Origin of the sequence: Rhizobium rhizoryzae (assembly GCF_011046895.1) — a bacterium.
GTDB classification, from domain to species: domain Bacteria; phylum Pseudomonadota; class Alphaproteobacteria; order Rhizobiales; family Rhizobiaceae; genus Neorhizobium; species Neorhizobium rhizoryzae.
Window position 1 is genome coordinate 381,779 of record NZ_CP049249.1, and the last position, 11,577, is coordinate 393,355.

Genomic DNA, 11,577 nt, shown 5'->3' on the forward strand with positions numbered 1-11,577 from the left:
TCACTCATGCTGAACTCCGAGAATAGTGAGGCCGCATCACGGCGTGTGTCATCAACGTGCCGAAGCTGCGAACTTGCGTTCCAGATAGGCGCCGTAGATCGTCAACGGACAACACATGATGAAATACAGAATGCCGACGATTCCAAAGACGGTCAGCGGCTGGAAGATCTGGTTGGAGATGATGTTTCCGGCTCGTGTGAGTTCGGTGAAACCCACGATTGATGCCAGCGACGTTCCTTTGATCAACTGAACGAGAAAGCCGATCGTTGCGGGAAGCGAGATGCGCAATGCCTGTGGCAGGATGACATCCTTCATGCGCGAAACATAACCCAATGCGAGCGCTTTGGAGGCCTCGGTCTGGCCGCGTGGAACAGCCTCGATGGCGCCTCGCCAGATTTCTCCAAGATAGGCACTCGCGTGCAGAGTAAGCCCGGCTGCCACCGCCGCCCAGGCATCAATCTTGATGCCAATCAGTGCCAAACCGTAATACACCACGAACAACTGCATCAGCAGTGGCGTGCCCTGAAAGACCGCAATGTAGCCAGCGACTGCCGTTTCCACCAGTCGAATACCACAGGTTCGAGCCAGGGCAATGATGAGCCCGGCCACGCAACCGCACACGAAACCAACCACGGAAAGTGCAAGCGTCCACTTCAGGCCGATCAGCAGAAAGACGAATTCATCGTGACCCATGGTCTTCTCCTTACTTGACCGGATAGGCGAAGTAACGCGCCGAGAAGAATGCGAAGAGCCGCATCATGAGCCACGAGATCACCAGATAGAAAATCGTCACGGTGAAATAGACCTCGAAGCTGCGGAAACTATCGGATTCGATCCGCTGCGATACGGATGTCAGTTCGTAGGCGGAAATTGCCGACGCAATACTCGTGGTGAGTGTCAGGAGAACGAACTGGCTGGTCAGCGACGGAAAGATTGCCCTCAGAGCCGGTTTCAGAATGATGAGCCGAAAGACTTGCGCCTTATGCAGCCCCAGAGCGAGCCCGGCTTCCATCTGTCCCTTGGGGATGGATTGCACTCCGCCACGAATGATTTCAATCGCGTAGGCTCCGCCGTTGATACCCAGCGCGATGATGGCTGTCGGCGTCGGATCGAGACGGATCCCCGCGAGAGGAAGCGCAAAATAGATGAAGAAGATCTGCACCAGAAACGGCGTGTTACGGATGAGTTCGACAAAGCCGATGACAAGCCATCGCACTGGTGCAAACGGTGACTGGCGAAGCGCCACACCACCAATGCCAATAATGGTGGCGAGCAGCATTCCGCAGATGGCGAGCGTGAAGGTGCCAAGACATGCCATCAGCAGATTGGGGAGGCCTTCAATGACCGGTGTGAAATCCAGCGTGTAGTTCATGGGCGATCCTAGGAGGCCTTGCCGATCGCGGCAGGCGCCTGCACCATGCCCGCCATTGCCTCGATTGCGAGTTCATAACCTCTGGCACCAAAACCGATCATGATGCCGGTCGCAACGCGCGATATGAGAGAATTGTGATAAACGCTCTCGCGCGCATGCACATTGGATATATGTAGCTCGATTTTCGGTCCGGCATACATCTTCAGCGCGTCCAGAAGGGCGACCGAGGTGAACGTGTATCCTGCCGGATTGATGATGATCCCGCAGGCCTCCCGTCTGGCGGCGTGGACCGCCTCGATCAGTTCGCCCTCGAAGTTCGTCTGCCGGAAATCGATCTCGAAACCCAAGGGCGCAGCGCGTTCGATACAGGCGCGATGGATATCGGCAAGGGTTGTTGTCCCGTAGATTGCCGGCTCCCGCTCTCCCAGAAGGTTCAGGTTAGGGCCGTTCAGCACGAAAATTGTATTGCTCATAATATGCTCCGCAGGAGACGACAGCGAGCGCGCATCGAAAATCAAGGCAGCGGGCTGCAATTGTCGGCATCGTTCACGGATGCCGACAATGGTGTTTCCAATCGAGGTTCAGGGGCGTTATTTTGCCGCGAACGGAATGCCTTCGATGCTTTCCGGGAACTGCGGAACCGGGACCTTCATCCACTTGTCGTAGATTTTCTGAAGCTCGCCATTAGCCTTGATCTTGTCGATAAAGGTATTCAGCGCTGCATTCAGTTCCTTCTCGCCCAAACGCGTGCATGCACCGTTGTACAGCTTCTGGAACTCAAGCTTGTTTTCAAATTTGCCCGGCGCAGCCTTCTCGACGCGATCCAGGTAGAAGATGTTGCCACCCAGAGCTTCAGCCTGACCGGACACGAGTGCCTGAATGCTTGCCGCATCGCCATCGTAGCGGCGGATGGTGGCAGAAGCCGGCGCGTTCTTCGTAACCTGCGTATCCTGAGCCGCGCCCTTGGCGACCGATATCGTCATGTTCGCCATGTCTTCATTCGTCTTGATAGACTTGTCCTTGGGACCGATCAGAACAATGGCATTGGCATTATAGGGCTTGGAAAACTGAACGGCCTTCGCGCGGTCGGGCAGCATTGCCATGGTCGCGAAAAGAACGTCTACGCGACCCGATGTCAGAGCCGGGATGCGGTTGTTGACTTCAAGCGGTACGAACTCGACCTGAACGCCCAATTCCTTGGCAAACAGAGTCGCCATATCGGCATCGAAGCCATCCTGCTTGCCACCGCTGGTAACGAAGCCCCACGGAGGATTGTCGCCCTGGATGCCAACAACGAGCTTGCCCTTTGCCTTGATCTCCTCGGGCGTGATGGCCGCAGCGGTGCCCGCAAAAGACATGGCGGCCAACAGACCCGCCGCACCCAACAGCGCGCTCCGGCGCTTCAACTTCATCTCAAACATCTTGCTCCTCCTAAGCTGTGCAGGCAGCACTCCCTTGCTGACGGGTAAGGATTGGCATGAGTCACACATCAAATCAACATAGTTTTTTCAAAATCTATGATGAAACATGCTTTCACATTGACATCGAAACGCTAAATATGGATTTCATAAACTCATATCTTGTCCATTCTCGAATTGACGAGCTTGGCTGCAAGCGGGAGGATGCCTTGAAAACCTCGATTGCTACCGTCTCCATAAGCGGAGAACTGCCCGAAAAGCTGGAGGCAATCGCCGCAGCCGGCTTCAACGGTGTTGAAATCTTTGAAAACGACTTCCTTGCATTCGACGGCAGTCCGGCGGAGGTGGGACGCATGGCGCGTGATCTTGGTCTCGAGATCACCCTTTTCCAGCCCTTTCGCGACTTCGAAGGCATGCCGGAATCGCACCGGCAGCGAACTTTCGACCGAGCCGAACGCAAGTTCGACATCATGCAGGAACTCGGAACCGATCTGGTTCTGGTCTGCTCCAATGTGTCACCGGTGTCGCTCGGTGGGATTGATCGGGCTGCTGCTGACTTCTACGAATTGGGCGAAAGAGCCGCGAAGCGTGGTCTAAGGGTCGGCTATGAGGCTCTTGCATGGGGGCGTCACATCAACGACCACCGCGATGCATGGGAAATCGTCCGCCGAGCAGATCACCCGTCCGTTGGGCTCATCCTGGATAGTTTTCACAGTCTGTCGCGGAAGATCGACATCAATTCGATCCGATCCATACCGAAGGAAAAGATATTTATCGTACAGTTGGCGGATGCCCCGCTCATCGATATGGACCTGCTTTACTGGTCGAGGCATTTCAGGAACATGCCGGGTGAGGGCGATCTTCCCGTTACCGCTTTCACGGCAGCCATAGCCGACACTGGCTATGATGGCTATTTCTCCCTCGAAATCTTCAACGATCAGTTCCGAGGTGGGGCAACGAGGCCAATCGCGGCAGACGGTCATCGATCTCTGATATACCTCGGTGACCAGGTGCGGCGCCTGCAACGAAACCAGACCCTCACGACACCGGTCATGCCGGAACGGTCAGATGTTGAAGGTGTCGCCTTTGTCGAGTTTTCTGCCGACGCGCGCGACGCTGCCAACCTCACTCAGATTCTGAAGACAATGGGATTTCGCAAGACCCGGGTTCACCGCAGCAAGCAGGTTTCGCTTTACGAACAAGGTGGGATTCGGCTGCTTGTGAATACAGAAGAGGAGGGTTTTGCCAGCACATCATTCGCTGTTCATGGCACCTCCGCCTATGCGATGGCGTTGTCGGTGAAGAACGCTCAGGATACCTTGCAGCGTGCATTGGCGCTGGGTGCCGAGCAATTCGTACAGCCGGTATCGGCCGGTGAGGTGTCCATTCCCGCGATCCGAGGTGTCGGTGGCGGACTTATCTATCTCATTGACGGACAGAGTGAACTCGGTCGCTTTGCCGAGATCGATTTCATTGCGGTGGAGGAAGAGACCAATGTGCCGGTTACGCCTGCCAATCTGCTGAAGGTCGATCACGTCGCGCAGACCGTCGCTTATGACGAAATGCTGACATGGCTCCTGTTCTACACCTCGATCTTCGACCTTCACAAAACGCCGATGGTCGACATCATAGACCCGGCGGGTGTTGTTCGGAGCCAGGCACTCGAAAATGCGAACGGAAATCTGCGCATCACCCTGAATGGGGCTGAAAATCGCCGGACGCTTGCCGGACACTTCATCGCCGAAAAATTCGGCTCTGGAGTTCAGCATCTGGCTTTCAGCACCAGCGACATCTTTCAGACAGCAGCCGCGTTGCGCCAGAACGGGTTCGAGACCCTCTCCATTTCACCCAATTATTACGGTGATGTCGAGGCGCGGTTCGGACTGGATCCTGACCTCACGGAACGCTTGAAAGCCGAAAACATCCTGTATGATCGCGATGAGCATGGCGAATATTTCCAGATCTACAGTCGGACATTCGGGGAGGGGTTCTTCTTCGAGATCGTGGAGCGTCGGAACTATTGTGGCTACGGCGCACCGAATGCGATTTTTAGAATTGCCGCCTTGAAGCGCCAGATGAGACCTGAAGGCGTCCCGAGAACCTGATGTGGGATTTGGTGCCCTTCAATGAAGCACGCTTGAGAAGCCGCAGTTTTGTGTTATGTAGGATGATCATCAAAATACCAGAGATCTCCCTTGCTTCAGAAAGCCAACCCTGACTCCGTTGCCGAGAGCGGTTACAAGCGTATCCGCACCGATATCATTTTTGGTCGCCTTGCGCCGGCCCAGAAACTGAAGCTTGAGAGCCTGAAAGAGATCTACGGCACAAGTGTCAGCACGTTGCGTGAAATCCTCAACCGATTGACTTCGGAGGGGCTTGTTCTTGCCGAGGGACAGAAAGGCTTTGAGGTCGCGCCTATTTCGGAAGCAGATCTCAGAGAGATTGCAGCACTTCGGCTACTTCTTGAGACACATGCCCTTGAACAATCCTTCGAACACGGTGGTGTGGACTGGGAGGCCAGACTGGTATCTGCTCATTACAAGCTTTCCCGCATGGAAGGGATCATGGCCGCTGGCGATACCACACAGGCAGAAGACTGGAAGCGCTATGACTGGGAGTTCCATCAGGCGTTGATATCTGCTTGCGGATCCAAGTTACTGATGGATACGCACGCTTCTGTCTTCGACAAATATTTGCGCTACCAGATGGTTGCGCTATCCTATCGTGGCGAAATTGCAGCGCTTGAGCATCGAGACCTTCTCAATGCCGCGCTCAAGCGTGACAAAGATACCGCGAAAGCCATCCTGGTGACCCATATCCAGGGCGGCGTCGAGCACGCTCTTGCTCGAAACCGGTTGGAGCGCTGACGATTTCCATTTCTCCACTCCAAGGAAGCGCTCATGCAAAATGCTGACGGCGAGACAATCGATACCATCAGTGACGTGGTTCTGCGCAAAGTTCGTGCCGATATCATTTCAGGAGTGCTGAAACCAGGATCGAAGATCAAGCTGGAGCAGGCGAAAGAGCGCTATTCGATCAGCGTATCGTCGATGCGCGAGATTCTTTGCCGCCTCGCTGCGGAAAACCTCGTGCGAGCCGAAGGTCAGAAAGGTTTCGAGGTCAGTCCTACATCACGTCGCGAGTTGCGCGAGCTGGCCGATTTGCGGATCGTGCTGGAAACCCATGCCATGCAAACCTCACTTCCAGCGGGTGATCTGGAGTGGGAGGGACGCATTGTGGAGGCCTATCACAAGCTTTCTGCCGCAGAAAGGATCCTGCTGTCAGGTGATGTGTCCCGGACTATCGAGTGGGTGCGATATGATTGGGAATTTCATCGCTCAATAGTGTCTGCCTGTGGATCCATCACCCTGATGGCAAACTTGTCATCTGTCTTTGATCGATTCCTTCGATATCATCTTCTGGCAAGAAGCTTTCGCGGAGAAGCGGTGGCGCTGGATCACAAGCAGTTGTTCGACGCTGCCCTTGCCAAGGACGTGGGAGCCGCACGAAAAATCATCTCTCAGCATGTTCTGAACGGCATGCAATCCATCGAACATCTGTTTTGATCATAGCTTGGAAAGGCAAGCTTTCCTATCTCAAGTCCGTGGAACATAATCGAGTCGGTCCACTTTGCAGCCTGATTCGACGTGCAGCCACTCGATCCTGACGATAAACTTCTGAACCTGAGCCAGCTCATGCAGCATGCGGGCATCACGAAGCTCGTTATTCACGCCTGGGAGCGGCGCTATGGTCTCACCCCAGAATGCCGGACAGAATCAAAACGGCGTCTTTACACGTTCGAGCAGGCAGAGCGTTTCCGCCTGTTGAAGAAAGGCAGTGATGCAGGCTACCGCATCGGTAATCTGGTCGGGTACTCGCTGGATGAACTCTATCGCCTCGAGCGGAAAATCAATGCCGAAGCCGGATTGGGCGAAGGCCTCGACCTGCTGATCTCCCGTAGGCTTGGAGAGTTCGAAGCCTGGTTGATCCCGCTTGCCGAACAGCAGAGCGTCGAAAATTTCCTTCTCCACACGGTTCCATACCTCATGCAGGAGGTTGGAAAACTTTGGGCCGGGAAAAAGGTTTCGATTGCCGATGAGCATTTCGTGACAGCGTGCGTCAAACGCATCCTTTTGGGCAAACTTGATTTGCTGTCCCCAGCGGCCGGAGCAGCGCCATGGATCTTGGCGACAACGCCGGAAGGTGAAAGTCATGAACTTGGCGCCCTTTGCTCCGCGATCCTGGCCAGACGAAATGGCTGGAACGTGCTTTACCTTGGACCAGACTTACCTGCCGGGGAGGTTGCCCGTCTAAGCATTCGTTACGCGGCGCGCTACATATGCCTGAGTACAAGCAGCTACTCCCCGACGCGTCTGAACAGTTATCTAAACAAACTGGAGGAATGCATCTGTCCTGACACGGTGATTATCGTCGGTGGGGCGCCAACGCAGACACTCGTAAGTTCACGACGCCGCATTATCCTAAATGCCTTAGAAGATCTGATCGAATATCTTGTTTTTGATTAAACAACCATCTTTCGATAGCTGAGTATAACTTCTTATCCATTAGTTTTCTGGTAAATTTCATGCGTAAACATATACGTTGGGGCGATTGGTTAGTGTATTTTCAATTTTTGTATACTCTAATCCACTCACATAAAGCATCTGTGCTTGAAAATGAGGGGGTAGAAATGGGCGTTGCGTCAGTTTTCAAACTGAAATCAGCAGTCAAGGATTTTGCGCTCGACGCGTTACAGGCTAACGTGATGATTGCCGATGCGGGCTTCAATATTGTCTACATGAATCCTTCAGTCATCGAACTGCTTAAGAAAGCGGAGAGCGATCTGAAGAAGGATCTACCCCGCTTCAGTGTCGATAAACTGATTGGCAGCAACATAGACGTCTTTCACAAGAACCCGTCTCATCAACGGAATATGTTGAACAGTCTCCGTAATCGGCACAGCGCGACCATCCGGGTTGGCGGGCTCATCTTCGATCTTGTCGTTACGCCCTTGATGAACCGGGAGAAGCTGGCGGGCTTTGTGGTCGAGTGGGCCGATGCAAAGGCACGGCTTCTGAATGTCGATTATGCTGCCCAGATCGCAGCCATCAGCCGATCGCAGGCTATCATCGAATTCGATGTCGATGGCAACATCATGGGAGCCAATGAGAACTTTCTCAAACTCATGGGGTACTCCACGGCGGAACTCATTGGCAAAAACCACAGCATTTTCGTCGCGCAGGGCTTTTCTGCCACGGAGGAATACAAGCATTTCTGGAAAGAACTGCGCGAGGGACGCTATCAGGCTGCTGAGTTCAAACGCTGGACCAAAAGCGGGCAGGAAGTGACAATTTCCGCCTCGTACAATCCTATTCTCGATATCCATGGCAAGGTCGTGAAGGTCGTAAAGTTTGCGACCGACGTGACAGCGCGCGTCCAGACCGTGGGTCAACTCGGGGAAGCCTTGAAACGTCTTTGCTCTGGAGATTTCGCCTTCAAGCTCTCCCAGCCTTTCGCTCCGGAATTCGAATTTTTACGGCATGATCTGAACCAGTCGGTGAGCCAGCTGTGCGAGACCTTCCAGAAGATTTCGAGCAGTATCGAGATCATCACCCAGGGCACGCGCGAGATCTCGGAAGGTGTCTCGGCTCTCTCAAGTCGTACCGAAGGGCAGGCGGCGAGCCTGGAAGAAACAGCTGCGGCGCTTGAGGAGATTACATCCAACGTTGGTGCATCGGCTCAACGTGCGCAGGAAGCACGCGACGTTGCAGGGACTGCGAAAACAAGCGCGCAACAATCTGGCGAGGTCGTCGCCAAGGCGGTCGATGCCATGAGCAAGATCGAAGAGTCCTCGTCTAAGATCTCGAGTATAATCGGTGTCATTGATGAAATCGCGTTCCAGACAAACCTGCTGGCATTGAACGCGGGTGTCGAAGCGGCAAGGGCGGGCGAAGCAGGCAGAGGCTTTGCTGTCGTTGCACAGGAAGTGCGTGAGTTGGCGCAGCGCTCGGCCAAGGCTGCACGGGAGATCAAGGACCTTATCCAGAACTCGACCGGCGAAGTCGCCACAGGTGTGAAGCTTGTGCGTGATACGGGCGGAGCGTTGCAGACAATCAGCGATCTCATTGTTCAGATCAACGATCATGTGGTGGCCATCTCCACCGCCGCCAGGGAGCAATCAACGGGACTTTCAGAGGTGAATGGTGCGGTGAACAGTATGGATCAGGCAACTCAACAGAATGCTGCCATGGTTGAAGAAAGCAGCGCCGCTGCAGCCACACTGGAGCATGAGACGCAAACACTCCGCTCAATGATGGCGTCCTTCGATCTCGGCCAGACCACGCGCAACAATGTCAGAACAGGATATCATCGCGCCGCCTAGAGGCGGCATAAGTTCAGTTCGCCTTCATTCCCTGATATCGCGCAGACTGCCTGTGCTGCAGATCGAGACGAGTTTAGATAGGACGTGTCCGATTGCGGCTTTCACACCTTTGCGCTTCCTCGGCCGCGGAGTCGCACTGTTGCCAGTCGAATGGCGGCCTTGAGCGCAGGAGAGGCAAAGCTCCATCAAGTCCTTGCCACTCTGTCAGCGTCGATCAGGTCCATAGTCGCCGACGCACCGTGTCCGGCACATGTGGACCCGATGACCGGAAAAACCTTGAGTGCGAAGCCTGGAATCGAAATCACCCGGCATGCCGTGGTCCGGATCCGTAAGACGCTTTTCCGGACCCCTGAGATGATGGGCAACAAACTTCAGCAGGAATGCTTCCGGCGCGATACAGGAGTGTTGCTTGACGAGGCTATTGTCAACTTTGGCATTATCGCGACCCTCCACGTCGATAAGATTGATCGGAAAATTCCAGAAAGCCCGTATATTCCGGAACAAAGAAGATCTGCAATGACGTCGATTGTGACAGCCGCTGCGGTTTCGAAGAATTTTGGCACCTACCAGGACGCCGCAGTCCGTGAGCCGGTGATCACTACTAAGAACGGCCGGCCGCGCACGGGCCTGATGGACTTCTAAGATTACCTTCGTCTCGTCAAGCGAGATCGGCGGATCGATCTGGCGGCAGCTATCAGTGACGACGAGCTCGCCACGATCGAAGCTTCGACAATGGTGCCTAGCTTGCCGAAGTTGCCCATCCCAAGCCTGCTGCGGGCTTCGACGACATCGTTCGAAAATTCGACCTGCGGGTGCATCAGTTCCTTAGGGCATTTGCCTTCGCCATCAGCTTTGCGATCGCGATGCCGTTGGTAGGTGCCTTGTCGGTGTTGATGATGGTTGGCTTCTCCCGATTCTTGAGGCCATTTAGGGCCTTAGCGAGAAATCGTTTTGCTGCCTTTCTCTGGCGCATAGTTTTGAACGCATTCATAGATCGTCGAATGGCTAACAGGTGCGCCTTTTTCACCCATCGTATGCTCAAGATCGCGGTATCACCCCATAGCGGCAATACCAGCGAACCGCCCATGAAATAATCTCGCCTTAAATAGCGCCACTTAAAATCGCTTCCTAAAACTCTCGCAGAAAACTGTCAGCGCTCTTTCGCCCTTCAATCGAGTTTTTGCAACAGAGCCCGCTGGCGTCTACATCATCAAAGCCACCGTAGATCAGACACCGGCATCCTCCACGGCCAGTTCATCGGGCAGTATGGCCCTGCAGCTTGAATACAGAAGGCGTCATGCCGTACTGGCGCAGGAAGAGTTGGGAAAAGCGGCTCGGGTTGGCGTAGCCAACGGCCAACGCGACCTCTGTGACCGTGCTGTCCTTCTGCGCCAGTATTGCTCGAGCCTCTTCCATCCGCGACTTCTGGAGGAAGCTGTAGACAGGCAAGCCGAACTGCTGGCGGAAGCCTTCCTTCAGACGTTTTTCACTAAGCCCGACCTGTCGGGCAAGATCATGAATCGTCCATGCCTTATCCAGATTGTGCAAGAGAATGGTTTTTGCCTTCAGCAAGGCATTGGTGTCTCGCAGGAATTTCGTTTTCTGGCAGAACAACGGTTCGCGCATGACGGATATGGAGGCTGTCAGCAGGTCAAGACTACGTGCCTCCATTGATAGATCGTCGCGCTTTTGTCCAAGGCCTGATGTCATTAAATGCGAGACGAGAGCCTCGATCGTGGACGTAATCGGGAAGCGGCCGATCCAGATGGCTTTGTTCGTGGCCAGGGTGAGGGGATGACTGTCTCGCGCATTTCGGAATGTCTCGATCACATCGAGCCGTCGAAGAAACGCGTCGGTGGCGCGAATTTCCACGCCGCTAAAGCGTGTGTTCGCCGGAACGTCGTATTGTCCCCCAAGGTCCCGATCAGAGTAGATCATGATCGCGGTGCGCGCGTCATAGTCCAGCCGGATTTCGGCAGCGTTGCCCGCGCAAGGTCTGATCAGGCTTGCTCCAGCCGCGTTCGTGAGGAAAACCATTGTCAGGCCGGCATCGGAAACGACCTTGCGCCTGAAAGGCGCGTTGAGAACCAGATCGTAAATCGAGACTTCCAGACCATCGCGTATACCCAGACGACGGAAATCACCGTCGATCTCCACGTCAGCCAGTTCAGCCTGACTTGCGCGCCGTACCGGCAGCAGGGTTTCAAGCTGGGCTTGCTTTAGCAGGCGCTCCTCGAAGTTTAGCGTCATCTGCCATTTCCTTTCGAGAATTCAAATAACAACTGTCTTGAGGCCGTTGAGGCACCCACGAGAAAATTGACCCGATCAGGACAACAAGCGCCCCGATCATGGTGGCGTTCCGCTCACCGGTCTGTATTTCTTGAGTGAAAATGTCAAGGTTTTAA

General features: G+C 54.5%; 10 protein-coding genes and 3 pseudogenes. 6 read left to right on the forward strand and 7 right to left on the reverse strand.

The window, feature by feature from the left end:
* Window positions 1-51 precede the first annotated feature (51 nt).
* From G6N80_RS02605 to G6N80_RS02620, 4 genes are all read right to left on the reverse strand, one after another.
* Window positions 52-693 carry an amino acid ABC transporter permease gene (locus tag G6N80_RS02605; RefSeq protein WP_165131057.1) on the reverse strand — a complete coding sequence of 214 codons (642 nt, stop codon included), beginning with the start codon at window positions 691-693 and terminating at the stop codon, window positions 52-54.
* Between the two features lie 10 nt (window positions 694-703).
* The gene (locus tag G6N80_RS02610; RefSeq protein ID WP_165131059.1) at window positions 704-1,372 is read right to left on the reverse strand and encodes an amino acid ABC transporter permease; all 669 of its coding nucleotides are present in this window, start codon (window positions 1,370-1,372) and stop codon (window positions 704-706) included.
* Between the two features lie 8 nt (window positions 1,373-1,380).
* The gene (gene aroQ, locus G6N80_RS02615) at window positions 1,381-1,845 is read right to left on the reverse strand and encodes a type II 3-dehydroquinate dehydratase (protein ID WP_062556909.1); all 465 of its coding nucleotides are present in this window, start codon (window positions 1,843-1,845) and stop codon (window positions 1,381-1,383) included.
* Between the two features lie 117 nt (window positions 1,846-1,962).
* Entirely contained in the window at window positions 1,963-2,793 is an 831-nt protein-coding gene (locus G6N80_RS02620; RefSeq protein WP_165131061.1) for a transporter substrate-binding domain-containing protein, read from the reverse strand.
* A gap of 206 nt (window positions 2,794-2,999) precedes the next feature.
* On the opposite strand from G6N80_RS02620, the gene G6N80_RS02625 reads away from it, so the two are divergent.
* The 5 genes from G6N80_RS02625 (at window position 3,000) to G6N80_RS02645 (ending at window position 9,172) form a co-directional block, all read left to right on the forward strand.
* Window positions 3,000-4,895: a bifunctional sugar phosphate isomerase/epimerase/4-hydroxyphenylpyruvate dioxygenase family protein gene (locus tag G6N80_RS02625; RefSeq protein ID WP_165131063.1), complete on the forward strand. Its 1,896-nt coding sequence runs from the start codon at window positions 3,000-3,002 to the stop codon at window positions 4,893-4,895.
* A gap of 90 nt (window positions 4,896-4,985) precedes the next feature.
* On the forward strand, window positions 4,986-5,657 hold the full coding sequence (locus G6N80_RS02630) for a GntR family transcriptional regulator (protein ID WP_062556651.1): 672 nt from the start codon (window positions 4,986-4,988) through the stop codon (window positions 5,655-5,657).
* A gap of 33 nt (window positions 5,658-5,690) precedes the next feature.
* Entirely contained in the window at window positions 5,691-6,356 is a 666-nt protein-coding gene (locus tag G6N80_RS02635) for a GntR family transcriptional regulator (RefSeq protein WP_165131065.1), read from the forward strand.
* Between the two features lie 81 nt (window positions 6,357-6,437).
* Window positions 6,438-7,316, forward strand: coding sequence for a MerR family transcriptional regulator (locus G6N80_RS02640; RefSeq protein ID WP_165131067.1), 879 nt, complete (start codon window positions 6,438-6,440; stop codon window positions 7,314-7,316).
* A 164-nt stretch (window positions 7,317-7,480) separates the two neighbouring features.
* The gene (locus G6N80_RS02645; protein ID WP_165131069.1) at window positions 7,481-9,172 is read left to right on the forward strand and encodes a methyl-accepting chemotaxis protein; all 1,692 of its coding nucleotides are present in this window, start codon (window positions 7,481-7,483) and stop codon (window positions 9,170-9,172) included.
* Window positions 9,173-9,199: 27 nt separating this feature from the next.
* Here G6N80_RS02645 and G6N80_RS23285 read toward each other — a convergent pair.
* A pseudogene (locus tag G6N80_RS23285) lies at window positions 9,200-9,565 on the reverse strand (integrase); the annotation flags it as partial.
* Window positions 9,566-9,688: 123 nt separating this feature from the next.
* Here G6N80_RS23285 and G6N80_RS02650 point away from each other — a divergent pair.
* A pseudogene (locus G6N80_RS02650) lies at window positions 9,689-9,928 on the forward strand (type II toxin-antitoxin system Phd/YefM family antitoxin); the annotation flags it as partial.
* Window positions 9,929-9,948: 20 nt separating this feature from the next.
* Here G6N80_RS02650 and G6N80_RS02655 read toward each other — a convergent pair.
* Both G6N80_RS02655 and G6N80_RS02660 read right to left on the reverse strand, forming a co-directional pair.
* Window positions 9,949-10,270 (reverse strand): annotated as a pseudogene (locus G6N80_RS02655) (DDE-type integrase/transposase/recombinase); the annotation flags it as partial.
* Between the two features lie 156 nt (window positions 10,271-10,426).
* Complete coding sequence (locus G6N80_RS02660) at window positions 10,427-11,422, reverse strand: helix-turn-helix transcriptional regulator (RefSeq protein WP_062556647.1); 996 nt, start codon at window positions 11,420-11,422, stop codon at window positions 10,427-10,429.
* Window positions 11,423-11,577 lie beyond the last annotated feature (155 nt).